Source organism: Streptomyces sp. AgN23, assembly GCF_001598115.1.
GTDB lineage: Bacteria > Actinomycetota > Actinomycetes > Streptomycetales > Streptomycetaceae > Streptomyces > Streptomyces antimycoticus.
In genome coordinates this window covers 3855030-3880085 of the sequence record NZ_CP007153.1, presented here as the reverse complement: position 1 = coordinate 3880085, position 25056 = coordinate 3855030, and the positions used below count along the sequence as shown (strand labels likewise).

22 protein-coding genes and 1 tRNA gene are annotated in these 25056 nt (G+C 71.7%); 20 read left to right on the top strand and 3 right to left on the bottom strand.

Annotated elements, in window-relative coordinates:
• Positions 1-66: 66 nt before the first annotated feature.
• The 6 genes from AS97_RS17140 (at position 67) to obgE (ending at position 9641) form a co-directional block, all read left to right on the top strand.
• Positions 67-1989, top strand: a complete 1923-nt coding sequence (locus AS97_RS17140) for a TIGR03960 family B12-binding radical SAM protein (protein ID WP_086706510.1) — start codon at positions 67-69, stop codon at positions 1987-1989.
• 149 nt (positions 1990-2138) lie between these two features.
• On the top strand, positions 2139-2915 hold the full coding sequence (locus AS97_RS17135) for a TIGR03936 family radical SAM-associated protein (protein ID WP_059145717.1): 777 nt from the start codon (positions 2139-2141) through the stop codon (positions 2913-2915).
• 223 nt (positions 2916-3138) lie between these two features.
• A complete protein-coding gene (locus AS97_RS17130; protein ID WP_210565229.1) occupies positions 3139-7233 on the top strand; it encodes an Rne/Rng family ribonuclease in 4095 nt (1364 codons plus the stop codon).
• A gap of 242 nt (positions 7234-7475) precedes the next feature.
• On the top strand, positions 7476-7796 hold the full coding sequence (gene rplU, locus AS97_RS17125; RefSeq protein WP_059145719.1) for a 50S ribosomal protein L21: 321 nt from the start codon (positions 7476-7478) through the stop codon (positions 7794-7796).
• 14 nt (positions 7797-7810) lie between these two features.
• Positions 7811-8068 (top strand): 50S ribosomal protein L27, encoded by a 258-nt coding sequence (gene rpmA / locus AS97_RS17120; RefSeq protein ID WP_014060683.1) that lies wholly within the window; start codon positions 7811-7813, stop codon positions 8066-8068.
• A gap of 139 nt (positions 8069-8207) precedes the next feature.
• Complete coding sequence (gene obgE, locus AS97_RS17115) at positions 8208-9641, top strand: GTPase ObgE (RefSeq protein ID WP_059145720.1); 1434 nt, start codon at positions 8208-8210, stop codon at positions 9639-9641.
• A 152-nt stretch (positions 9642-9793) separates the two neighbouring features.
• On the opposite strand, the gene AS97_RS17110 is transcribed toward obgE, so the two are convergent.
• On the bottom strand, positions 9794-11905 hold the full coding sequence (locus AS97_RS17110; protein WP_059145721.1) for a hypothetical protein: 2112 nt from the start codon (positions 11903-11905) through the stop codon (positions 9794-9796).
• 341 nt (positions 11906-12246) lie between these two features.
• Between AS97_RS17110 and proB the strand changes: the two genes are divergently transcribed.
• The 5 genes from proB to AS97_RS17085 all read left to right on the top strand — a co-directional run bounded on the left by proB (position 12247) and on the right by AS97_RS17085 (position 17484).
• A complete protein-coding gene (proB, locus tag AS97_RS17105; protein ID WP_125756959.1) occupies positions 12247-13398 on the top strand; it encodes a glutamate 5-kinase in 1152 nt (383 codons plus the stop codon).
• Between the two features lie 270 nt (positions 13399-13668).
• Entirely contained in the window at positions 13669-14130 is a 462-nt protein-coding gene (locus tag AS97_RS17100; protein WP_059145723.1) for a hypothetical protein, read from the top strand.
• A gap of 120 nt (positions 14131-14250) precedes the next feature.
• Positions 14251-15549, top strand: coding sequence for a glutamate-5-semialdehyde dehydrogenase (locus AS97_RS17095; RefSeq protein WP_059145724.1), 1299 nt, complete (start codon positions 14251-14253; stop codon positions 15547-15549).
• 106 nt (positions 15550-15655) lie between these two features.
• Positions 15656-16285, top strand: coding sequence for a hypothetical protein (locus tag AS97_RS17090; RefSeq protein ID WP_079059519.1), 630 nt, complete (start codon positions 15656-15658; stop codon positions 16283-16285).
• 116 nt (positions 16286-16401) lie between these two features.
• A complete protein-coding gene (locus AS97_RS17085) occupies positions 16402-17484 on the top strand; it encodes a hypothetical protein (protein WP_210565228.1) in 1083 nt (360 codons plus the stop codon).
• 48 nt (positions 17485-17532) lie between these two features.
• Here AS97_RS17085 and AS97_RS17080 read toward each other — a convergent pair whose 3' ends face one another.
• Complete coding sequence (locus AS97_RS17080; protein WP_125756949.1) at positions 17533-18759, bottom strand: M48 family metallopeptidase; 1227 nt, start codon at positions 18757-18759, stop codon at positions 17533-17535.
• 105 nt (positions 18760-18864) lie between these two features.
• On the opposite strand from AS97_RS17080, the gene AS97_RS17075 reads away from it, so the two are divergent.
• From AS97_RS17075 to AS97_RS17045, 7 genes are all read left to right on the top strand, one after another.
• Complete coding sequence (locus AS97_RS17075; protein WP_156107794.1) at positions 18865-19017, top strand: hypothetical protein; 153 nt, start codon at positions 18865-18867, stop codon at positions 19015-19017.
• A 98-nt stretch (positions 19018-19115) separates the two neighbouring features.
• A complete protein-coding gene (locus tag AS97_RS17070; protein ID WP_086710183.1) occupies positions 19116-19283 on the top strand; it encodes a hypothetical protein in 168 nt (55 codons plus the stop codon).
• Between the two features lie 59 nt (positions 19284-19342).
• Positions 19343-19954 carry a nicotinate-nucleotide adenylyltransferase gene (gene nadD, locus AS97_RS17065; protein ID WP_059147941.1) on the top strand — a complete coding sequence of 204 codons (612 nt, stop codon included), beginning with the start codon at positions 19343-19345 and terminating at the stop codon, positions 19952-19954.
• Between the two features lie 10 nt (positions 19955-19964).
• On the top strand, positions 19965-21767 hold the full coding sequence (locus AS97_RS17060) for an LCP family protein (protein ID WP_210565227.1): 1803 nt from the start codon (positions 19965-19967) through the stop codon (positions 21765-21767).
• 186 nt (positions 21768-21953) lie between these two features.
• Complete coding sequence (rsfS, locus tag AS97_RS17055; RefSeq protein WP_059147939.1) at positions 21954-22394, top strand: ribosome silencing factor; 441 nt, start codon at positions 21954-21956, stop codon at positions 22392-22394.
• On the top strand, positions 22391-23044 hold the full coding sequence (locus tag AS97_RS17050; RefSeq protein WP_059147938.1) for a histidine phosphatase family protein: 654 nt from the start codon (positions 22391-22393) through the stop codon (positions 23042-23044). Before rsfS ends, AS97_RS17050 begins: the two co-directional genes overlap by 4 nt.
• A gap of 72 nt (positions 23045-23116) precedes the next feature.
• Positions 23117-23189, top strand: a tRNA-Ala gene (locus AS97_RS17045).
• Between the two features lie 22 nt (positions 23190-23211).
• On the opposite strand, the gene AS97_RS17040 is transcribed toward AS97_RS17045, so the two are convergent.
• Entirely contained in the window at positions 23212-23685 is a 474-nt protein-coding gene (locus tag AS97_RS17040; protein ID WP_210565226.1) for a hypothetical protein, read from the bottom strand.
• Positions 23686-23696: 11 nt separating this feature from the next.
• Between AS97_RS17040 and AS97_RS17035 the strand changes: the two genes are divergently transcribed.
• Positions 23697-24734, top strand: a complete 1038-nt coding sequence (locus tag AS97_RS17035; protein ID WP_349017594.1) for a hypothetical protein — start codon at positions 23697-23699, stop codon at positions 24732-24734.
• A complete protein-coding gene (locus AS97_RS48965; RefSeq protein WP_338069277.1) occupies positions 24731-24925 on the top strand; it encodes a hypothetical protein in 195 nt (64 codons plus the stop codon). The genes AS97_RS17035 and AS97_RS48965 overlap by 4 nt, the downstream gene beginning before the upstream one ends.
• The last annotated feature ends 131 nt before the right edge of the window (positions 24926-25056 follow it).

Here is a 25056-nt window from a genome sequence, read left to right as displayed (position 1 = left end):
GGCGAGGGAGTCCGGCGCGGCAGGTAGCCTAGAGGGTCACCCCTGTCAGCTTCACGAAAGTCCGCGATGTCTGTCGAGTCGGTCTTCCCACAGCTCGAGGCCCTGCTGCCGCATGTGCAGAAGCCCATCCAGTACGTAGGCGGTGAGCTCAATTCCACCGTCAAGGACTGGGACTCCTGCGACGTCCGCTGGTCGCTCATGTACCCGGACGCCTACGAGGTCGGTCTCCCCAACCAGGGCGTCATGATCCTTTATGAGGTCCTCAACGAGCGCGAGGGTGTGCTCGCCGAGCGCACCTACAGCGTGTGGCCGGACCTCGAGGAGCTGATGCGCGAGCACAAGGTGCCGCAGTTCACCGTGGATTCGCACCGCCCGGTGTCCGCGTTCGACTTCCTCGGCGTCTCCTTCTCCACCGAGCTGGGGTACACCAACCTGCTCACCGCGCTCGACCTCGCGGGCATCCCGCTGGACGCCCGGGACCGCACCGAGGACCACCCCGTCGTGGTCGCGGGCGGCCACGCCGCGTTCAACCCGGAGCCGATCGCCGACTTCATCGACTGCGCGGTGATCGGCGACGGTGAGCAGGCCGTGCTCGACATGACCGCGATCCTCCGCGACTGGAAGGCCGAGGGCCGCCCGGGCGGCCGCGACGAGCTGCTCTTCCGTCTCGCCCGCACCGGCAGCGTCTACGTCCCGAAGTTCTACGACGTGGAGTACCTGGCCGACGGGCGGATCGCGCGCGTCGTGCCGAACCGCTCGGGCGTGCCGTGGCGGGTGTCCAAGCACACCGTCATGGACCTCGACGAGTGGCCCTACCCGAAGCAGCCGCTGGTGCCGCTGGCCGAGACCGTCCATGAGCGGATGTCGGTGGAGATCTTCCGCGGCTGCACCCGGGGCTGCCGCTTCTGCCAGGCGGGCATGATCACCCGCCCGGTGCGCGAGCGGTCCATCACCGGGATCGGCGAGATGGTCGACAAGGGGCTGAAGGCCACCGGTTTCGAGGAGGTCGGCCTGCTGTCGCTCTCCTCCGCCGACCACACCGAGATCGGGGACATCGCCAAGGGCCTCGCCGACCGGTACGAGGAGGACAAGATCGGCCTGTCCCTCCCGTCGACCCGGGTGGACGCCTTCAACATCGACCTCGCCAACGAGCTGACCCGCAACGGGCGCCGCTCGGGCCTGACCTTCGCCCCCGAGGGCGGCAGTGAGCGCATCCGTAAGGTCATCAACAAGATGGTCTCCGAAGAGGACCTCATCCGTACGGTGGCCACCGCGTACGGCAACGGCTGGCGGCAGGTGAAGCTGTACTTCATGTGCGGTCTGCCCACCGAGACCGACGACGATGTGCTGCAGATCGCCGACATGGCGACCAAGGTCATCGCCAAGGGCCGCGAGGTGTCCGGCAAGAACGACATCCGCTGCACCGTCTCGATCGGCGGTTTCGTCCCCAAGCCGCACACCCCCTTCCAGTGGGCCCCGCAGCTGAGCGCCGAGGAGACCGACGCCCGGCTGGAGAAGCTGCGCGAGAAGATCCGCGGCGACAAGAAGTACGGCCGCTCGATCGGCTTCCGGTACCACGACGGCAAGCCCGGCATCGTCGAGGGTCTGCTCTCGCGCGGCGACCGCCGGGTGGGCGCGGTCATCCGCGCCGTCTACGAGGACGGCGGCCGCTTCGACGGCTGGCGTGAGCACTTCTCGTACGACCGGTGGATGGAGTGCGCCGAGCGGGCCCTGCCCCGGTTCGGCCTCGACCTCGACTGGTACACCACGCGCGAGCGCACCTACGAGGAGGTCCTGCCCTGGGACCACCTCGACTCGGGCCTCGACAAGGACTGGCTGTGGGAGGACTGGCAGGACTCGCTCGACGAGACCGAGGTCGAGGACTGCCGCTGGACCCCCTGCTTCGACTGCGGCGTCTGCCCGCAGATGCAGACCGAGATCCAGATCGGCCCCACCGGCCGGAAGCTGCTGCCGCTGTCGGTGAAGTAGCCGTCCGGCGGCCCTCCGTCACCGGGGGGCCCACAAAGTAGGCTGGAAGAGACCGGGGCCCTGCGGCCCTGGTGCTCGACCGCAAGGAAGTACAAGGAGACAGTCCCCTGGGCAAGCGACAGCCCGAAGGCCCGCCGCCCGCTCCCGCGGTGCAGCGCATCCGTTTGCGTTACACCAAGCGCGGCCGCCTCCGGTTCACCAGCCACCGCGATTTCCAGCGCGCCTTTGAGCGGGCGCTGCGCCGCGCCGAGGTGCCGATGGCCTACTCGGCGGGCTTCACCCCGCATCCGAAGGTGTCTTACGCCAATGCCGCACCCACCGGCACCGGCAGCGAGGCGGAGTACCTGGAGATCCAGCTGACCGAGGAGCGCGACCCCGAGAAGCTCCGGGCGCTGCTCAACGAGTCGCTGCCCGCGGGGCTCGACGTGATCGAGTCCGTGGAGGCCCGCACCTCGGGGCTCGCCGACCGGCTGCAGGCGTCCGTATGGGAGATCCGGCTCGACCAGGTCGCCCGGGCGGACGCCGAGCGCGCCGCCGCCGCCTTCCTCGAGGCCGACACGGTCGAGGTGGAGCGCCGGACGAAAAACGGGTTGCGAACCTTCGACGCCCGTGCGGCGGTGGCCCGACTGGAGGTGCTTCCGCCTCGGGCCGATAGGCCCGGAGACGCTGGCTGTGCGATACTGCGGCTGGTGGTACGGCATCTGACACCTGCCGTGCGACCCGACGACGTCCTGTCCGGTCTCCGCGCTACGGCCGACCTGGCGCCGCCGGTCCCCGCAGCGGTGACCAGGCTGGCGCAGGGGCTGCTCGATGAGGAGTCCGGCACGGTGACCGACCCGCTCGCGCCCGATCGCGAGGCAGTTCAGGCCGCCCCAACCACGGCCGCCGAGCTGACCGCCGCGATGGCGCCGGGAGGTTCCGCGTAGGGCCGCCGTCGATGCGCCGCCGAATGCACTTGGGAGCCACCCGGGTCCGGCTGGCGCACTGACCAGGAGACTTTCGCCGGTCCCGACACATTCGGTCCCGGTGAGCGAGACGACAGCTCCCGTGCGGCGACCGCGCCCCGGGCGGCGGCACACGCGCACAGTGCGCGGGTTGCCGGCCGGAGGCAGGCGCGGCGCCCGGGAGCGTGACGGGAGAAACGCCCGCATGCTCGAACCAATTGAGCCGACCCAACCTGTCCAGCCCCTTGGGCCGTCCGCGCTTGCCGCGGCGCCCGGGGATCCCAACGAGAGCACGCCCAGCGACACCCTGCCGCCGCGCCGCCGCCGTGCGGCCTCCCGCCCGGCCGGCCCGCCGGTCGGCGGAGTGAGCGGCGCCGAGGTCACCACGCCCTCTTCGCCGGCCATACCGGCTGATCAGATCGTTGCCATCGCCGCGTCCGAGGCCGCTTCCGAGCCCGTCGCCGCCGGCGCCGCCGTGGTCACCGCGAGTGGATCCGCATCCGGGTCCGACACCGAATCCGCCGCTCCGCCCGCCCGTACGCGGCGTCGGGTGGCGCGCAAGGCGACGGCTCCGGCGGGTGCGCCCGAGGCCGCGGAGACCGTGGTGACGGCCGATGCCGGCCGTGGCGGCGAGGAGCCCCAGGCCGCTGCCGAGCCCGTGGCGGAGGCCGCCCCCGAGGCCGCTCCGCCCGCCCGTACGCGCCGTCGTGCGACCCGTAAGGCGACCGCTCCGGCGGGTGCGCCCGCGGAGGCCGCCACGCCGGAGCAGGCCGTGGAGCCCGAGCGGGCCGAGGAGCCGGTGGCGGCTCCGGAGGCCGAGGCGGAGACCGCGCCCGCGGTCCCTGCCCGTACGCGCCGTCGTGCGAGCCGTAAGGCCACGGCCCCCGCGGGTCCGCCGCAGGCGGAGGCCGCCGACGCGGACGCGTCGTCTGCGGCGGCCGCTGGTGGCAGTGGCGACGAGGCCACGGCCCCAGCCGCAGTCGCAGCCGATGCCCCGGCCGATGAGGTCCCGGCCGACGAGGCGCCGCGCACCCGTGCGCGTCGTCGTGCGAGCCGTAAGGCGACCGCTCCGGCGGGAGCGCCCGCTGAGGCGGAGGCCGTGGAGCCGGAGGAGGCCGCGGAGGCCGAGGCCGAAGCGGAGACCGTGCCCCCGGCGCCCGCCCGTACCCGTCGCCGTGCGAGCCGTAAGGCCACCGCCCCCGCCGGAGCGCCCGCGGAGGCCGAGGCCGCCGAGGAGCCCGCCGCCGAGCAGCGGGGCGAGAGCGCCGAGGAGCCCGCCGGTACGCAGGCCGAGGAGGCGCCGCGCGGCCGCACCCGCCGCCGCGCCACCCGAGGCACCACCGCCGAGGAGCCGGGCAGCGCTCCCGAGCCGCAGACCGCCGAGGCCCCGGCCGCCGAGGCCGAGTCGGAGCCCGCGCCCCGTTCGCGGCGCCGGGCGGTCCGCCCGCCGACGGCCGTGTTCCAGGCGCCGGTCTTCACCGAGCCGGTCTTCCAGACGCCGGAGAGCGCCGCCGCCGAGGCCGCCGCCGCGCTGGAGGAGCCCGAGGAGGAGGAAGAGGAGCAGCCGACGGCCGAGGAGACCACCGAGGTCGTCGAGCCCGAGGTGGCCACCGGCCGCCGTCGGCGCCGCCGCCGTGGTGGTGAGCCCGCCGAGGAGCAGCCGGAGGCCGAGGAGCCCGAGGCCGCCGAGCCCGAGGCCGCCGAGGCCGAGTCCGGTCAGCCCGAGGGCGAGCACGGCGATGAGGAGCAGGGCGACCGTCCGTCCCGTCGTCGTCGCCGTGGTGGACGGCGTCGCCGCCGGGGTGAGACCGCCGAGGGCGAGGGTGCCGAGGGGCGCTCCGAGGCCGAGACCGGTGAGCGGTACGAGGACGAGTCGTCCGCCGAGGGCGAGAGCGCCGAGGAGCAGGGCGAGGGCCGGGACGAGGCGGACGCCGAGGCCGGTGAACACGGCGGCTCCGGCAGCACCAGCAGCCGTCGTCGCCGTCGGCGCCGCCGTCGCAGCGGTGACGCGGTCGAGGCGGAAGCGGGCGGTGACGACCCGGAGCGTACGGTCGTCAAGGTCCGCGAGCCCCGGGAGCCCCGCGAGCGGCGCGGCAAGGAGTCCGAGTCCGGCGCCGACGAGGTGCAGTCGATCAAGGGATCGACGCGTCTCGAGGCCAAGAAGCAGCGCCGTCGCGAGGGCCGTGAGCAGGGCCGCCGCCGCGTTCCGATCATCACCGAGGCCGAGTTCCTGGCCCGCCGCGAGGCGGTCGAGCGGGTCATGGTCGTCCGGCAGAACGGCGACCGTACCCAGATCGGCGTGCTGGAGGACAACGTCCTCGTCGAGCACTTCGTGAACAAGGAGCAGGCGGCCAGCTACGTCGGCAACGTCTACCTGGGCAAGGTCCAGAACGTGCTGCCGTCGATGGAGGCCGCCTTCGTCGACATCGGCAAGGGCCGCAACGCCGTGCTGTACGCGGGCGAGGTGAACTTCGAGGCGCTGGGGCTCTCCAACGGGCCGCGCCGCATCGAGACCGCCCTGAAGTCCGGCCAGTCCGTCCTGGTGCAGGTCACCAAGGACCCGATCGGCCACAAGGGCGCCCGGCTGACCAGCCAGGTCTCCCTCCCGGGCCGGTATCTGGTCTATGTGCCCGAGGGCTCGATGACCGGCATCAGCCGCAAGCTGCCCGACACCGAGCGGGCGCGGCTGAAGCAGATCCTCAAGAAGATCGTCCCCGAGGACGCGGGCGTGATCGTCCGCACCGCCGCCGAGGGGGCGAGCGAGGAGGAGCTGTCCCGCGACGTCGCCCGGCTGCAGGCGCAGTGGGAAGAGATCAAGAAGAAGTCGAAGAGCGGTAACGCCCCGTCGCTGCTCTACGGCGAGCCCGACATGACCGTCCGGGTCGTCCGCGACATCTTCAACGAGGACTTCTCCAAGGTCATCGTCAGCGGTGACGACGCCTGGGAGACCATCCACGGCTATGTCTCGCACGTGGCGCCCGACCTCGCGGACCGGCTCCAGAGGTGGACCTCGGACGTCGACGTCTTCGCCACCTACCGGATCGACGAGCAGCTGATGAAGGCGCTGGACCGCAAGGTCTGGCTGCCCAGCGGCGGCTCGCTGGTGATCGACCGGACCGAGGCGATGGTCGTCATCGACGTCAACACCGGCAAGTTCACCGGCCAGGGCGGCAACCTGGAGGAGACGGTCACCAGGAACAACCTGGAGGCGGCCGAGGAGATCGTGCGCCAGCTTCGGCTGCGCGACCTCGGCGGCATCATCGTGATCGACTTCATCGACATGGTGCTGGAGTCCAACCGCGATCTGGTGCTGCGCAGGCTGCTGGAGTGCCTGGGCCGGGACCGTACGAAGCACCAGGTGGCGGAGGTCACCTCGCTCGGCCTGGTCCAGATGACCCGTAAGCGGGTCGGCCAGGGGCTGCTGGAGTCCTTCTCCGAGTCCTGTGTGCACTGCAACGGCCGCGGCGTGATCGTCCACATGGACCAGGCGTCGGCCGCCGGCGGCGGCGGCAAGCGCAAGAAGAAGAAGTCGGCCGGTGTCGTCCAGCAGCCGGCCGAGCAGGAGCAGGCCGCCGTGGTGGAGGCCGAGCCCGAGGACGTCACCGAGGCGGCGGCCGAGATCGCGGCGGAGGCCGCCCAGCCGAAGCCGGAGCCCGAGCCGGTCTTCGCGGCCGACGAGGAGCTGTACAGCAGCGCCGCGGAGGCCGAGGCCGCCGCGACCCGTGGGCGTACGCGTCGCCGTGCCACCCGTAAGGCGTCCGCCCCGGCGGGCGCCCCGAAGGCCGCCAAGGAGCCGGAGGGCTCGGTGGTCGTGGTGGCCGACGAGCCGAAGGAGGCGCCCAAGGCGGAGCCGGAGACGGTCGCCGAGGCCCCCGCTCCCGCCGAGGAGCCGGAGTCCGCGGCCCCGCTGGAGGCCGTTCCCGCGCCGCGTACGCGCCGTCGGGTGACCCGTAAGGTGACCGCCCCCGCGGGCTCGCCGACGGGCTCCGAGGAGGCGGCCGTGGTGGTCGTGAGCGCGTCTTCGGCGGAGTCGGAGCCCGAGCCGAAGGCGGAGGCGGCGCCCGAGGGCGAGGCCGAGTCCGAGGCGCCGGCGAAGAAGACCGCCCGTAAGGCCGCCAAGAAGGCCCCCGCCAAGAAGACGGCGGCCAAGAAGACCGCCGAGAAGAAGCCGGCGGCGAAGAAGACGGCGGCCAAGAAGACCACGGCGAAGAAGACGACCGCCAAGAAGACGGCGACGAAGAAGACCGCGGCGGCGGAGCAGCAGACTCCGCAGTCGGTCTCGGCCGCCGCCGACGACTGACCCGGCCGTCCGGCCGATCGGGGGCACTCTGCCATGTGGCAGGGTGCCCCTCCGGGCTCTGGTAGCCTTAACCTTCGGCGTCTATACGCCAAACCCCTGAGCACATCCCTTCCGCTTCGCCGGAAGAGGCCGTTCGGCCGATGGTGAATCACCTGAATCACTCGGTTGTCACGACCCCCTGTGGGCCGTGTTGGGCGGCTGGCATCAGAGGTCCTGATTTCTAGCGAGAGAGTGAGAACCGCGTGTACGCAATCGTGCGCACCGGCGGCCGCCAGCAGAAGGTGGCCGTGGGCGATGTCATCGAGGTCGACCGTCTGGCCAACAACAAGGTCGGCGACACCGTCGAGCTCTCGACTCTGCTCGTTGTCGACGGCGACGCCGTCACCAGCGACCCGTGGGTGCTGGCCGGCGTGAGGGTTCACGCCGAGGTCGTTGATCACCACAAGGGTGAAAAGATCGACATCCTGAAGTACAAGAACAAGACCGGTTACCGGAAGCGGATCGGCCACCGCCAGCTGCACACCGCGCTGAAGATCACCGGCATCGACTCGGCTGCGAAGTAAGGGACTGAGGAGAGATGGCACACAAGAAGGGCGCATCGTCCACTCGGAACGGTCGCGACTCCAACGCCCAGCGGCTCGGCGTCAAGCGCTTCGGCGGCCAGACCGTCAACGCGGGCGAGATCCTGGTCCGCCAGCGCGGCACGCACTTCCACCCGGGCACGGGTGTCGGCCGCGGCGGCGATGACACGCTGTTCGCGCTGGCCGCCGGTGCGGTGCAGTTCGGCACCAGCCGGGGCCGCAAGGTCGTGAACATCGTCCCCGTCGCTGAGTAATCGGCCCGGGCGATATCGCACAGCCTTTCCGAGGGCGGACCGCTCTTCCCGTGAGGGGAAGCGGGTCCGCCCTCGGCGCGTTACGAGCGTGAGGCACATCAGAACACCCCTGAATCCGCATTAACTGGAGGCACCCGTCATGACCACCTTCGTGGACCGCGTCGAACTGCACGTCGCCGCGGGTAACGGGGGCCACGGCTGCGCCTCCGTGCACCGCGAGAAGTTCAAGCCGCTCGGGGGGCCGGACGGGGGCAACGGCGGCCGTGGCGGCGATGTGATCCTGGTCGTGGACCAATCCGTCACCACGCTCCTCGACTACCACCACAGCCCCCACCGCAAGGCCACCAACGGCAAGCCCGGCGAGGGCGGGAACCGCTCCGGTAAGGACGGCACCGACCTGATCCTGCCGGTCCCGGACGGCACCGTCGTCCTCGACAAGCAGGGCAACGTACTGGCCGATCTGATCGGGCAGGGCACCACCTACATCGCCGCCCAGGGCGGCCGCGGCGGCCTCGGCAACGCCGCGCTCGCCTCGGCCCGCCGTAAGGCCCCCGGCTTCGCGCTGCTGGGTGAGCCGGGTCACTCCGGGGATGTCGTCCTCGAGCTCAAGACCGTCGCGGACGTGGCCCTCGTCGGCTACCCGAGCGCCGGCAAGTCGTCGCTGATCTCGGTGCTTTCGGCGGCCAAGCCGAAGATCGCCGACTATCCGTTCACCACGCTGGTGCCCAACCTCGGTGTGGTCACGGCCGGTTCGACGGTCTACACCATCGCGGACGTCCCCGGCCTGATCCCCGGCGCCAGCCAGGGCAAGGGCCTGGGCCTGGAGTTCCTGCGCCACGTCGAGCGCTGCTCGGTGCTGGTGCATGTGCTGGACACCGCGGCCCTGGAGTCCGAGCGCGATCCGCTGACCGACCTCGATGTCATCGAGGCGGAGCTGGCCCAGTACGGCGGTCTGGACGACCGGCCGCGGGTCGTCGTGCTCAACAAGGTCGACATCCCCGACGGCCAGGACCTCGCCGACATCATCCGGCCCGATCTGGAGGCGCGTGGCTACCAGGTCCTCGAGGTCTCGGCGGTCGCCCACCTCGGCCTCAAGGAACTGTCCTTCGCCCTGGCGCAGATCGTCGCGGAGGCGCGGGCGGCCAAGCCGCAGGAGGAGGCGACCCGGATCGTCATCCGGCCGAAGGCCGTGGACGACGCGGGCTTCTCGGTCGTCGCCGAGGAGGGCTTCTACCGCGTGCTGGGCGAGAAGCCCGAACGCTGGGTCCGCCAGACCGACTTCGCCAACGACGAGGCCGTCGGCTACCTCGCCGACCGCCTGGCGCGCCTCGGCGTCGAGGACGAGCTGGTGAAGGCGGGCGCCCACTCGGGCGACGAGGTCGTCATCGGCCCCGCGGACGACGCGGTCGTCTTCGACTGGGAGCCGAGCCTTGCGACCGGCGCCGAGATGCTGGGCCGCCGCGGCGAGGACCACCGCTTCGACGCCCCGCGCCCGGCCGCGCAGCGGCGGCGTGAGCGGGATGTGGAGCGGGACGAGGCGGACCAGGAGTACGACGCGTTCAAGCCGTTCTGAGGGGTGGGCAGCCGCCCCTTGGCCCCTGAAAGGCTCTGAGCGGGTGTCTCCGCGCCGCCTGGCAGGTGGTACGACGAAGGGCCCGGGAGGGATCTCCCGGGCCCTTCGTCGTGGCTCTCGGCGGTCGCGCTCAGCCGCGCGTACGGCCGGTCTCAGACCGTCGCGGTCTCCTCCGGCTCCGGCGAGCCGGACTCCAGCTCCATCTCCTCCGCCGCGTCCCGGGCCTCACGCTGCGAGGGGATCTCGTCGGACAGCCGGGTGGCCATCCGGGCCCGGCGCTCGTCGGCCTTGTCGCACAGCGCCTGCGTGGCCTGGTTGAAGCGCACCAGGGACGGCGGGTCGGACGGGCCGAGCAGATGCACCTTCAGTTCGGAGCGGGCGGACGCGAGGGTGTCCTTCTCGGGGTCGCGGACGGCTTCCAGCAGTCCGGCCATGCCCTCGGCCTCCGGGGTGAGGATCGTGGCGGCGCGCACCGTCGGGAAGCCTGCCCGGAACTCCTCCTCCGTCATCCCGCTGGTGTTCGCCACCGCGTACGGCTTCTCGCTCGTCAGGTAGTCCGAGACCACGCTGGAGACATCGCTGATCAGCACGTCGGCCTGGTTGAAGCAGGTGAAGATCGCCGGACGCGGGCCGGTGACGATCTGGTGCTCCCAGACCGGCAGCGAGGCCCAATAGGCGCTTTCCCAGGCGGTCGTGGCCGCGGCGACGGCCGCTGCGCGGTCGCCCTCCGGGGCCCCCTGGAGCTTCATGCGCTCGATCTCGTCCGCGCTGGGGCGGAAGGCGGTGCTGGTGAGGCGGTTGAGCTCATCGGTGCGCCGGGCCAGCTCGGCGGCGGCCTCCGGGCCGGGGCGGTCGCCGCTGCGCTTGGTGTTGGCCTCGGTGATCATCGCCCTGATGCGGTCGTTGGCGCGGCCCGCGCGCGGGTCCACCGAGCCGGTCATCGGGTGAGGCTTGTACAGCAGGCGCACCTTGGGGTCGGTGAGCAGCTCGCGGACGATGTTCTCACCGGCCAGGATCACCGAGGTGTTGCCGGGATTGCCGTCCCAGCCCTCCCAGGTCGGCGCGTAGAGCACGGTGGTGAAGTGATCCGTACCGGCTCCGCCGAGGGCGCCGGTGGGCACGCCCGCGTAGGGGCGGATGGGGGCCAGCTGCGGTCGGCCGACCTCCACGACGTCCTTGTCCTCGACGCCGATGTCGGCGAGCTGGTAGCGCTCGCGCGCCGCCGGACCCGCGACCCACACCTCGTCGTACGCCTTGGCGTACGGGTTGCAGCTGGAGAGCTTGTCGCTCTCGCCGTGGTTGATGAAGGCGTGCTTGATCGAGGGGATGCGCAGCACCTGCGAGGTCTTGCCGGAGTTGGCCGGGTGCAGCAGCACCTTGAGCGTCGAGTGCTCCAGACGCATCAGATGGGCCACCTTGGGGAGGCAGACGACCGGCACGTCCGTCGCGTCGATCTTCTGCACCATGAACCGCTCACGGAGCACGATGATCGGCTTGCCGTCGAGCGCGGCGAGCGTGGAGAGCCACATGTTCGCCTGGTACGCCGAGGAGTTGCCGCCGGAGAAGTACATGCCCACGGTCGGCTGGTAGTCGGCGAGCCACTTGTCGAGCCACCGCAGGGCGGCGGCCTCGTGCGCCACGCGCTTGCGCGGCAGCAGCCAGGTGGCGAGGTGCGCCGTGCCACCGATGCCGATCAGCAGCCCGATCACCAGACCGGCACCGCCCCAGACGGCGTCCTTGGTACCGGCGGTGACCAGCAGACCGGCGGTGACCGGCGCGGCCAGCCGCAGCAGACGGCGCCCGTGCTGACGGGCGAACAGCCGCGGCGGGGCGTCGCTCAGGCGCAGCGCGGACGCGTCGATGTTGCGCGTGACGAACGGCAGCTGCCGGCTCCGGCGGACCAGGATGGCCGCCGCCTGGCAGGCGAAGTGCACCAGGTAGAAGAGCAGCAGTCCCACGGTCAGGGGCGCCTGCTCATGCAGGGGATTGATGCCCTCGATGCGCAGCAGCCCGACCATGATGAGCATGTCGCGAAACAGCTGGCGCACCGTGACGTCAAGGCGGATCTTGCCCAGCAGCGACAGCAGACCGGGCTGCTTGTGCTGAAGGAAGAGATCGAGCGCGAGACCGCACGCCGAGGCGGCGATGAGAAGCGGTACGTTCGGAAGCACGGCGCCGACGAGCTGTGTGGCAAAGAACACGAGCATCGCGAGCAGCGCCGTCAGCTGTACGACCCGGCGTGGGGCGATTCCGGCAGAGGGCACGGGGTGGGCTCCTGGCAGGAGGGCGAGGGACTGATGGGGGGACCCCTGACCGTATGCCGACGCCCCGCCCGGTGACAATCCGCGCCGGTGCCAACCGGTCGCAATCGGTGTCAATGGTCACCCGAGGGAGCCCGCGGGGTGCTCGCGCCGGTGTGTGGGGCGGTGTGCGCGGAGGTGTCCGGGGGCTGAAATGCCGAGGCGGGCCGGGCCTCGTCTGTCGTAGATTGCCCACTTGTCATGATGAGTGTGTAGGGCATGCGTTTCTTCGGGACGTGTGGTGAGCCGGGGACGAGCAGGGGAGCGGCGTGGCGGAGCAGGACGGGTCGGCCGTACGGGACGAGGTGGCCGCCGCCCGCAGGATCGTGGTCAAGGTCGGTTCGTCCTCCCTCACCACCGCGGCGGGGGGCCTGGACGCGGATCGCGTGGACGCGCTGGTCGACGTGCTCGCCAAGGTGCTCGACGGCGACGGTAAGGGCGACGGCGGCAGGGACGGCGACGGTAAGGGCGGCGCGAACGGCAAGGAGATAGTGCTGGTCTCCTCCGGCGCCATCGCCGCCGGGCTGGCGCCGCTGGGCCTGGACCGGCGCCCCCGCGACCTCGCCCGCCAGCAGGCGGCCGCCAGCGTCGGGCAGGGGCTCCTGGTGGCCCGCTACACCGCCTCCTTCGCGCGCTATGGGCGCCGGGTCGGCCAGGTGCTGCTCACCACGGACGACACCAGCCGCCGAGCCCACTACCGCAACGCCACCCGCACCCTGGACCAGCTGCTGGCCATGGGCGCGCTGCCGATCGTGAACGAGAACGACACGGTGGCCACGGACGAGATCCGGTTCGGCGACAACGACCGGCTCGCGGCCCTGGTCGCCCATCTCGTACGGGCGGATCTGCTGGTGCTGCTCTCCGATGTGGACGGCCTCTACGACGGAGACCCCAGGACCCCCGGCACCTCCCGGATCGACGAGGTCCGGGGGCCCGAGGACCTGGACGGCGTCTCCATCGGCAGCGCGGGCCGCTCCGGAGTGGGCACCGGTGGCATGGTCACCAAGGTCGAGGCGGCCCGGATCGCCACCGCGGCCGGGGTCCCGGTGGTGCTCACCTCCGCCAGCCGGGCCGGTGACGCCCTGCTCGGCCGCCCTACGGGCACGTTCTTCCACCGCACCGGCCGCCGCTCCGCGAACCGGCTGCTGTGGCTCGCCCACGCCTCCGCGCCGCGTGGCGCCCTGACCCTGGACGACGGCGCCGTACGGGCCGTCGTGGAGCGGCGCACCTCGCTGCTGCCGGCCGGGATCGCGGCCGTGGAGGGCGAATTCACCGCGGGTGACCCGGTCGAGCTGCGGGACACCCAGGGCCGCCCCGTGGCCCGTGGACTGGTGAACTTCGACGCCAAGGAGATTCCCCAGCTGATCGGCCGCTCGACCCGGGATCTGGCCCGGGAGCTCGGCCCGGCCTACGAGCGCGAGGTGGTCCACCGCGACGACCTCGTCGTCCTGGACTGAGCCGCTCCGGCGGCCCGAGCACCCAGGCGGGGCACCTTCCGGCGGTACCCGGGGGCGAACCGGGCCCGCGGAAAACACCCACCTCCGAAAAACCTCAAAAGCGCCCCGCGGGCGGGCGAGGGCTGGTCAACTTTGTTCAACGGGGTCGCGCGGGGCAGCGCGCCGGCTGTGGGAGACGCGGCGGAGAGCGAGCGGAACGCCGCGGCCATGGCACCGTCACGAGTGCTCCGCCCGCGCGTGAGCGGAGCAGCGAGTTACAGGAGGCCGCCGGTGAGACGAGGGCGCCCGGGGGCGTCGCCCAGAGGGGCGGCGGAGCGCACGCTGACCAGTGTCGGAGCGAGCGACGCCGCGACCGGCGACGCCACGGCGCACGCCGCCGAGCGCGGCGAGGCGTCCCGGCTGTGGTACATCACCCTCAGCGTCTCGGGGAGCGAGGCGCCGCTGCGGGAGGTCCGCAGGGCTCTGGAGCAGCTGGCCCATGACCATCCATTCCTGCTGACCAGCCGCTATGCGGTCGATCACGCCGAGATCCGTTACTGGGAAGAGGCCCGTGATCTGCATGACGCCGCGGCGGTCGCGCTGCGGCTGTGGGGCGAGCACCGGGCCTCGGCCAATCTGCCGCCCTGGGAGATCGTGGGGCTCGAGGTCATCGACCGTGATACGTACCACCAGCGGGTCGCGGAGGGGTACGGGCCGCCACCGGCCTCCCCGGTGGGCGTGCATCCGTTCTGAGGACGGATGTGCGGCGTACTCCGTTCTGAGGACGGATGTGCGGCGCCGGGATATGAGAATGCCATCTCGAACTGCGGAATAGCGCGCGGCTTCCACCCGTCGGCTCAGTACGCTACGTGCATGACCAGCGCACCCACGTCGCCGCTCACCGACCCCTGGCCGAAGTCCCCGGTCCTCCAGGCCGCCTACCGGTCCCGGGCCGCGGCCGCCGATCTCGCGCCGCTGCCGCGCGCCGTCAAGGACGACGCGCTGCTCGCGATGGCCGACGCGCTGGAGGTGCGCACCAAGGAGATCGTCGAGGCCAACGCGGCCGATGTGGAGCGGGCCCGCGAGGCCGGCACCAGCGATGCCATCGTGGACCGGCTGACGCTCACCCCCGAGCGGGTGCGGGCCATCGCCTCCGATGTCCGCGATGTGATCGCGCTGCCCGACCCGGTCGGCGAGGTGGTGCGCGGCTCCACGCTGCCCAACGGGATCGACCTGCGCCAGGTGCGCGTGCCGCTCGGCGTCGTCGGGATCATCTACGAGGCCCGGCCGAACGTGACGGTGGACGCCGCGGCGCTGTGCCTGAAGTCGGGCAACGCGGTGCTGCTGCGTGGCTCCTCGTCGGCGTCCCACTCCAACGCCGCGCTGGTGAAGGTCCTGCGCGACGCCGTCGGCGGCGCGGGCCTGCCCGCGGACGCGGTGCAGCTGGTGCCGGGCGAGAGCCGGGAGTCGGTGCGCGAGCTGATGCGCGCCCGCGGTCTGGTGGACGTGCTGATCCCGCGCGGCGGCGCGTCCCTCATCCGTACGGTCGTCGAGGAGTCCACGGTCCCGGTCATCGAGACCGGCACCGGCAACTGCCATGTGTACGTGGACGCCGACGCCGACCTCGACATGGCGGTCGAGATCCTGGTGAACTCCAAGGCCCAGCGGCCGAGCGTGTGCAACGCGGCGGAGACGCTGCTGGTGCACCAGGACATCGCCCCCCGGTTCCTGCCCCGGGCCCTGGAGGCGCTGGCGGAGGCCGGGGTCACGGTCCACGCGGACGAGCGCGTGATGGCGCTCGCGGAGGGCTCCAAGGCCACGGTGGTCCCGGCGGTGATCGAGGACTGGGAGACCGAGTACCTCTCGTACGACATCGCGGCGGGCGTCGTGGACTCCCTGGACGCCGCGGTGAGCCACATCCGCCTGTGGTCCTCCGGGCACACCGAGGCCATCGTCACCTCCTCCCAGCAGGCCGCCCGCCGCTTCACCCAGTTGGTGGACTCCACCACGGTCGCGGTGAACGCCTCCACGCGGTTCACCGACGGCGGGCAGTTCGGCTTCGGCGCCGAGATCGGCATCTCCACCCAGAAGCTGCACGCCCGGGGACCCATGGCGCTGCCCGAGCTGACATCGACGAAGTACATCGTCACCGGCGACGGCCACACCCGCTGACTCACCCGTTCGGGGGGTACCCGATTCCCGGCGGCGCTGGGGTGGATCTTCCCCCGAATACCATTTCACCCTGCCCAAAATGACCCGTCCGGTCTACTCTGAATGGGTGCCGGACGACGTGGGGGGCAAGCCGTTCCCGGACGGCGACGAGCCCGACGAGCGCAGCCACGGCGAGACGAACGACGAGTTCGCCGCCGTGGTCTTCGACGAGGACTTCGTGCGGTCGGCCCCGATCCATGAGCCCACCGCCATCGAGCGGATGCTGGCCGCCGCCGAGGCCCGTGCCGAGGCCGAGGCGTCCCGGCGCCGCCGGGCCGGTGTGCCTCCCGAGGACGAGCTCTTCGAGGACGGCTACGGCCAGGAGGCCGAGTTCTACGGTGTGGACGACCCCGACGGGCGCCTCGGCCCCGGGCGGGACGCGGACGACGCCTACGGCCCCTATGGGCGGTACGGCAGCGCGGGGCGTCCTTACCGCGGTCATGCCCGCTGGCACCGCCCGGTGGCCTGGCTGCTGGCCATCCTGATGGGCATCGGCGTGGTCGCCCTGGCCTTCACGGCCGTCTACCGGGGCGCCTCGGGCAACCGCCAGGACCCCGCTCCGCCGCCCGCCACCAGCGGTGTCGACGGCTCGCCCAGCGGGCAGCCGCGTCTGGAGCCGTCGGGGTCGGAGTCGCCCGCCCCGGAGCCGACCGGGTCCAAGGGCTCGCCCGCCTCCGCCGTACCGCCGGCGCGGTGACGACCTCGCGCATCGCTAGCACGTCGTGGCCTATGGGGCGTTTCCTCCCCAGCCGCCTCCCAAGTTGTGGAGTATCACCGCGTTTACCGTCGGCCCTGGCGACCTACTCTTGAGATATGGCCGGGCGTGGAGACCCTCCCGAGGGGACACCCGAGGGCGTCCCGGGAGGTGGTGAGGACGAATACCGCTCCGTCGTATTCGACGAGTCGTTCGTCCGTGCTGCCCGGCTCCAGGAATTCTCCGCCCAGGAGCGCATGGGCGAGCACGCGCGGGCGGTGCGCAGCAGGCACGCCTGGGCCAGGGCCGGGGCGTCGCGCCAGGCCGTCGCGCTCGTCCTGCTGATCGCCATCGCCTTCGCCGCGGCCGTCTACATGGGCGTGCGCCATCCGTACCAGACGCCGCAGCCGCAGACCGTGGAGCCGCTGCACAGCAGCGTGGTGCCGCTCGCACCGCGCGGTGAGGTGCCCGGAGGGCCGCCGGACCGGCTGTTCCGCAGCAGCCCGGCCGCCGAGTTCCGCAGCGGCGCCGAAGGGGTCACGGTGCCCGGGGCCCGCCGCACCCAGAGCTTCTCCGAGAGCCAGGTGATGACGGCGCTCACCACCGCCAAGGAGTACCTGGTCAAGTCCGCCATCGACCCGGGCGTGCTCACCGGCGGCCCGGTGCAGGCCGTAAGGCTGCTGCTGGACCCGGCCCAGCAGACCCAGTTCGACCAGAGCTTCGCCCACCCGGTCGACGACGGACGGCATGCGGCCACCGGCTGGCTGACCCGCTTCAACCCGGCCGAGGTGACCCTGGCCGACACCCCGGTGCGGGTCCGCGGCACCCTTACGGTCGTCGAGCGCAGCCCCGCGACCCTGGAGGTCGCCGCCGACCACGTCTTCGTCTACGCGGTCCAGCAGGCCCATGAGCGCGGACCGGATCATGCCTCGCTCTTCACGGTGCGCCGAGAGGCGCGGTTCCGCTTCGACCGGAGCGATCTGCGCGACCATCATCTGGAGCTGGTGCAGAGCACCGTACTGGCGGGCCCGCAGGCATGTGCCGCGAACGCCTCCGGCTATCTGCGGCCGATGCTCGCCGGCCAGAGCGCCAAGGGCGACGCCCCCACGGGCACCGACCCGTACACCACGGGCCGCACCAAGGTCTCGCTGTGCGGCGTCATGGCCCCCGGAACCCAGCCCGCCCTCGACGGGCGGTCCTGAAGGGCCTCGGGCGGCTCTGAGGGCCTCCAGTGGCCGCCTCGGCCGGTCTCAGCGCCGCGGCGGGGTGTCCCCGGGCCCGTCGTCGTTCCCCGGGTGCTCGTTCCCCGGCCGCTCGTCCGGTCCGTCCCCGGGCCGCTGGTCCTGGGCCCGCTCCGTCCCGTCCTGGCGCTCGTCCCGGGGCGTGGTGCCCTCCTCGGGGGTCTCCCCACCCTGCTTGCCCCCGCCGCCGGTGAACCGGTCGCGCAGCTTGCTGCCCAGGTCCCCGGCGCCGCCCGCCACGTCCCTGACGAAGGCGAACAACGGATCCTTGCTGTTGCGCACCGACTCCGCGTAGTGGGTCGCGGACTCCCGGATCGAGTCGCTGACCGAGGCGTCCCCGTCCTCGTCGCGGCGCGGGTAGTGGCCGTCCATGAGCCGCTGGTAGTCGCGGGTCGCGGCCCACTTCTTGAGCTCGGCGGCGCGCACGGTGGTGAACGGATGGCTGCGCGGCAGCATGTTCATGATCTTGAGGACGGAGTCCCGCAGATCGCCGCTCGACTCGTACTCCTCCGCCTGCTCCAGGAACGCGTCCACGTTCATCTCATGGAGGTGGTGGCCGCCCGCGAGCTTCATCAGCCCGCGCATCGAGGCCCGCAGATCCTGCCCGACCAGCAGCCCCGCCCGGTCCGCCGACAGCTCCGACTTGCGGAACCACTCCCGCAGCGCCGTCACCAGCGCCAGCACCGCCACATTGCCGAGGGGGATCCAGGCGACCTTCATCGCGAGGCTGGTGAGGAACAGCAGTATCGTCCGGTAGACCGAGTGCCCCGACAGCGCATGGCCCACCTCATGGCCGATGACCGCCCGCATCTCCTCCTCGTCGAGCAGCTCGACCAGACCGGTGGAGATCACGATGATCGGCGCGTCCATGCCGATGCACATCGCGGTCGGCTGCGGGTTCTGGGTGACGTACATGGCCGGGACCCGCTCCAGGTCCAGGATGTAGCAGGCGTCCCGCAGCATGTCGTGGAGATGGGCGAACTGCCGGTCGCCGACCCGCACCGAATCGGACAGGTAGAGCAGCCGCAGACTCCGCTCGGGCAGCAGGCCGCTCATCGCCTTGAAGACCGTGTCGAAGCCGGTCAGCTTGCGCAGCGCGACCAGTGCGGAGCGGTCCGCCGGATGTTCGTACGCCCGTGAGGAGATCCCGGGGAACCGCCGCCGCTCCCGGCTGGGCACATGCTCCCGGGCGTCCCCCGTCCCGCTTCCGCCGCCGGTCTCATGAGTGTCGCTCATCTGGCCCCCTCGGTCGATTGCCCGCTCGACGGGACGCCCGGTCCGGGCCCCTCGTCCGGCGGCCCCCAGCCTAGGCCCTGAGGGTCCGAGGGTTAGCGTGGAGACATGCCCGATATGACTGGCCTCACCGAAGCCCTCGCCGCCACCTCCCACAGCAACGACGGTCCGGGAGCGCTGCTGCGCATCGTCATCGTGGTCGGCGTGGTGGGCGCCGCCCTGCTCGCCTGGTTCCTGCTGCGCGGATACAAGCAGGACTGAGCGGATACCGGCAGGACGGACAGCGAGGCCGAAAACCGCCTCGCATACGATGTGGCCGACGTGTTGTCTCGCCTAGACCCGGATAGGTACTGCCTGCGATGACCGCTATCAGCACCGCACATGCTGCCCTGACCACGCTCGCGGCCGAGGGCGGTGAGCACACCGACACCCATCCGACCATCAGCCCCTTCATGACCGGCGGTGCGGCCCTGGTGATCCTCTTCCTGCTGCTGTGGATCACCACGCGCTTCAACCGGGACCGCTGAGCTGGGCGATTGCCCCTATGGGCCCCGGCTCCGGGCCGGGCCCAGTAGGGTCTGCACGCATGGAAGAGCAGAAAGGGTCCGGCAAGCGGCGACTCGGCGTGATGGGCGGGACGTTCGACCCGATCCACCACGGTCACCTGGTCGCGGCGAGCGAGGTGGCCTCGCAGTTCCACCTCGATGAGGTGGTGTTCGTGCCCACCGGTCAGCCCTGGCAGAAGAGCCACAAAAAGGTCTCCCCGGCCGAGGACCGCTATCTGATGACGGTCATCGCGACCGCGTCGAATCCGCAGTTCTCGGTCAGCCGTATCGACATCGATCGCGGCGGGCCCACCTACACCACCGACACGCTCCGGGAGCTACGCGCGCTCAACGGTGACGCGGATCTGTTCTTCATCACCGGGGCCGACGCACTCGCCCAGATCCTCACCTGGCGTGACGCCGAAGAGCTCTTCTCGCTGGCCCACTTCATCGGGGTGACCAGACCGGGGCACATACTGGCCGACCCGGGGCTGCCGGAGGGCGGGGTGTCGCTGGTGGAGGTTCCGGCACTGGCGATCTCGTCATCGGGCTGCCGGGCGCGGGTCGCTCATGGCGACCCCGTCTGGTACCTGGTGCCGGACGGCGTGGTGCGCTACATCGACAAGCGCGAGCTGTACCGGCACGACTGCTGAAGGGGTACCGGTGAACGACCGGCAGGATCCGTACGACCCGTACGCACAGGACCCGTATGGCCAGGAGCCGCAGATCTACGGCTATGACGCCTATGGGCGTCCCGTCTACCAGCCGCAGGCGGCACAGCAGCAGAGTTACGACCCGTACGCCCCGCAACAGCCGCAGCAACAGTACGGGGAGCAACAACAGCAGGACGGGTACGGCTACGACCCCTACGCCCAGCCGCAGCATCACCAGCCCCAGCAGCCTCAGCAGCAGCACACCCAGACGCAGAGTTACGACCCATACGCTCAGCAACAGCAACAGCAGTACCAACAGCAGCCGCAGCAGTACCACCAGCAACAGCAACAGCCACAGGGTTACGGCTATGGCTATCCACAGGCCACCGCCCCGGCCGCTGTCCCCCCGCAGCGTGAGGCGAACCCCTACGAGGAGCTGAGCCCGGAGCAGCTGCGCGGCGGACCCGAGGCGCTTCCGGCCGAGGAACCCCGGTCCGCGCAGCCGAAGCGGTCTGGGGGGCCCGGTGACCCCGGGGATTCCGATCAGGAGGAGTACCACACCGAGCAGTTCTCCTTCGTCGAGGAGGAGGACGAGGAATCCGACGACGTCATCGACTGGCTGAAGTTCGCCGAGACCCGCTCCGAGCGCCGTGACGAGCGCCGCCGTAAGGGCCGCAACCGCGTCATCGCGCTGGTCGTGGTCCTGGTCATCGCCGCGGCGGGCGGTGTCGGCTACCTCTGGTACGCGGGCAAGCTCCCGGGGCTCTCCGACGGCGCCGGGGACCAGGCGGCCGCGGGCGGTCCGCAGAAGCGCGATGTGATCGTCGTCCATCTGCGCGAGACCAAGGGCGGCGGCACCTCCACGGCCCTGCTGGTGGACAACGAGACCACCAAGAAGGGCACCACCGTCCTGCTGCCGAACTCGCTGTCCGTCTCCACCGAGGACGGCGCCTCCACCACGCTCGGCAAGTCGGTGACCGACGAGGGCTCCGACTCCACCCGGGATTCCCTGAGCACCCTGCTGGGTTCGAAGATCCAGGGCACCTGGCGGCTGGACACTCCGTATCTGGAGAACCTCGTGGAGCTGGTCGGCGGGATCACCCTCGACACCGACGCGAGCGTCCCCAGCCCCCAGAAGGGCGAGGACCCCCTGGTCAAGCAGGGCAAGGACCAGATCCTGAGTGGCCAGGCGGCCGTGGCGTACGCCACTTACCGGGCGTCCGGCGAGGCACAGTCCAAGCAGCTCGCGCGGTTCGGGCAGGTCATGCAGGCGGCGCTGAAGAAGGTCTCCAGCGATGCGAAGGGCGCCACCAGCACCGTGGAGTCGCTGGCCCAGATCCCCGACCCGTCGCTGTCCGAGCAGCAGCTCGGCGCGTCGCTGGCGAGGCTGGCCGGGCAGGCCAAGAGCGGGGCGTACGACACGGCCATGCTGCCGGTCCAGTCGGACGGGACGCTCAGCAGCCAGGCGACCGACCATGTGGTCAAGGACATCCTGGGCGGCACGGTCAAGAACACCGACAAGAACACCGCGCCCCGGGTCAGCGTGACCAACGCCGGAGGCCCCAAGGACGGGTCGGGTGCCGCGCGGGTCGCGCTGGTCAATGGCGGCTTTACGGTCGTCACGGCCACCGAGGGCGGCGGTACGCCGCAGTCGGCCTCGCGGGTGACCTACGCGGACGCCGCACAGGCGGGCCAGGCCAAGGAGGTCGCCAAGACGCTCGGGCTGCCGGAGACGGCGGTGCGGAAGGGCAAGGGCGCGGCCAACGCGGACATCACGGTCCTCCTCGGCCCGGACTACGACGCCACGGGCTGAGCCGTGCCGCGCCCGGGGCGCCCCGTTCCCCCGGGCGCCCCGGCCTCCGGGCGTTTGCCCGGGGTACTCCCGGCGTTCTCCCCGGGCACGCCGGGCGGCCGAGGAACGGCCATCCGGCGTGACGGTGGGGCGTGAGATCCTGGGGGAAGCCAGACCTTCGACGTACCACCGACCGAAAGCTTGCCTGTGACCGCCACGGACCGCTCCCTCGAGCTCATCAACGCCGCCGCCCAGGCGGCCGCCGACAAGCTCGCGCACGACATCATCGCGTACGACGTCAGCGACGTGCTCTCCATCACCGACGCCTTCCTGCTGGCCTCGGCCCCCAACGACCGCCAGGTCAAGTCGATCGTCGACGAGATCGAGGAGCGGCTGAACAAGGACCTGGGCGCCAAGCCGGTGCGCCGCGAGGGCGACCGTGAGGCCCGCTGGGTGCTGCTGGACTACGTGGACATCGTGGTGCACGTCCAGCACAGCGAGGAGCGGGTGTTCTACGCCCTGGAGCGGCTCTGGAAGGACTGCCCGCAGCTCGAGCTCCCGGCCGACGCCGAGGCCACCCGCGGCAAGGGGCAGGAGTACGCGCAGGCGCAGGCCGTGGACGGCGGCGTGGGCGGTGAGCTGAGCTGAACGGCACGCACGGCGGCCGTGACCGCCGCATCGTCCTGTGGCGCCACGGCCAGACCGCCTGGAACATAGAGCGGCGTTTCCAGGGCTCCTTGGACATCGAGCTCACCGACACAGGTGTCGCGCAGGCACACCGGGCGGCCCGGCTGCTGGCCGCCCTGAAGCCGGACGCGATCATCGCGTCCGATCTGAAGCGGGTGGCGGCCACGGCCGCCGAGCTGTCCGCCGTCACGGGGCTGTCGGTCACGCATGACGCGGGGCTGCGGGAGACCTACGCGGGCGCGTGGCAGGGGCTGACCCACGAGGAGATCATCGAGAACTTCGGCGAGCAGTACGCGGCGTGGAAGCGTGGCGAGCCGGTCCGGCGCGGTGGCGGTGAGCTGGAGACCGAGGTCGCCGACCGGGCGGCGCCGGTGGTGCTGGAGGGCGCCGACAAGCTGCCGGACGGCGGCACGCTCGTGGTGGTCAGCCACGGCGGCACGATCCGCACCACCATCGGCCGGCTGCTCGGCCTGGAGCCCCGGACCTGGGAGGCACTGGGCGGCCTGTCCAACTGCTGCTGGTCCGTTCTGGGCGAGGGGGCGCGGGGCTGGCGGCTGCTGGAGCACAACGCCGGATCGCTGCCCGAGCCGGTGCTCGGCGACGACGACTGAGCGGATTTCCTTTTCCGGCAGGTCACCGGCTATGCTCCTTCTCGTTCGAAGCGCTCCGGCGCCGAGAAGAGCGGGGCTATAGCTCAGTTGGTAGAGCGCCTGCATGGCATGCAGGAGGTCAGGAGTTCAATTCTCCTTAGCTCCACAGATCCACGATCCCGTCTCCCTCACAGGGAGGCGGGATCGCTGCTTTCGGCGCAGCTTCCGGCGGCTCGCTCCGCCGCCGGGGCCGTCTCCACTTCCGGGGTTCTCGCCGCCGCCGGCACCGTCTCCTTGGCCGCGGCTTGTTCCGCCCGCATCACGGAGAGCGGCTTGGCGTGCGGCGGGCAGCCGATCAGCGGGTCGTGGAGGGTGCGCACCCGCCGGACATGGTCGCGGCCCTCCTCGTCGCAGGGGGTGTAGACCACGACCCGGGTCTCCGGTGCCCCACTGACCAGCATCGAGGTCGAGGTCAGCCGGATCTCGCCGACCGAGGCATGCCGCACCACCTTGATCCGGGAGCCCGGCGGCGCGATGTCCCCGCTCCGCCACAGCCGGGCGAAGTCGTCGCTGGCTTCCAGCAGCCGGACGCGGCGGGCGGCTGCCAGGTGCTGCCAGTACCAGCATCGGCGGGCTCTCGTTACCGGTATCGGCCCGGCCACAGGCTCGGTCCATGGGACACACCACCCCGACCACCCTTCCCCCGACGGGGGGCCTCGGTGGATTCAGCAAAAGCGAGGCCACTGACAACCGGGCAGCTGAGAGCCGGGCCGGAGACAGCCGGGCACCGCGCCCCGGCTGGCTGCTCGCGATCGTCCTCACCGGCCAGCTCATGGCCGTCCTCGACGTCTTCATCGTCAATATCGCCGCCCCGGCCGTCCGCGCCGATCTGCACGCCCCCGGCACCGGGCTGCAACTCGTCATCGCGGGCTACACCATCTCCTACGCCGTGCTGCTGATCCTCGGGCCGCGGCTGCTGCACGAACCCGCCGGTCCGCCACGCCCTCGCGCGGAAGGCCCGGCCGCCCGACGGAGCGGCCTGGACCTGCCCGGTCCGGTGCTGCTCGCGGCGGCCGTGCTGCTGTTCACCGTGCCGCTGCCGCTGCCGCTGCCGCTGCCGCTGCCGCTGCCGCTGCCGCTGGTGCTGGTGCTGGTGCTGGGGCAGGAGCGGGGCTGGCCGCTGTGGGGCTGGATCGCTCCAGGTATGAGCGCGGTCCTCGTGGCGCTCTTCGCCGCGTACGAGACACGGCTGGCCCGGCGCGGCGGTGCGCCGCTGATCTCTCCGCGGGTGGTGCGGGCGCCGGGGATGCCGCTCGCGGTGATCCGTATCGCGCTGGGGATGGCGGCCAACGCGGGCTTCCTGTTCGCCATGACCCCGCATGTGCGGGGCGGACTCGGCTACAGCCCGCCGAGGGCGGGGCTGACGTTCGTCCCCACGGCGGTCGCGTTCGGCGTCGTCGGCCTCAACTGGCAGCGGCTGTCCGTGCGCTGGCAGGCCGTGGCGGTACCGGGCGGATTCCTGCTGGCCGCCGCCTCGTTCGCCGGGACCGGTCTGGTACTGCGCGGGGGAACGAACGGCGGCCCCTGGCTTCCCGTCGCCCTTACGGCCTCCGGCGCGGGGCTCTCGTTCGCCTACAGCCCCCTGCTCGCACGGACGTTGGCGACCGTAAGGCGGAGCAGGACGCGGCGGACGCCAGCGGGGTTCTGGTGACAGCGGCTCAACTCGGCCTGCTCACCGGCGTCGCGGTCTTCGGGGCCGTGTTCCTGGGCGCGACGGACGGTACGGTGCCCAGTGCGGGTGCCTCCGCGGACGCCCTGTGGGTGACCTGCGTCGCCTTGGCCGGGGCCGCGCTGTGCGGAGTACTGATGAGTCTGGTGAGACGAGTGGGGAATCTCCGCTGACCTGCGCGTCGTCCCGTGGCAGAATCGGACGGCCGGAGGGGGATGGGGCCGACACGTCCGATGGGGAGGGCAGGTGGGATGCGGACCAGCATCCTCGATGCGATCGAGGACCCGTCCCGCAGGGCACGAGC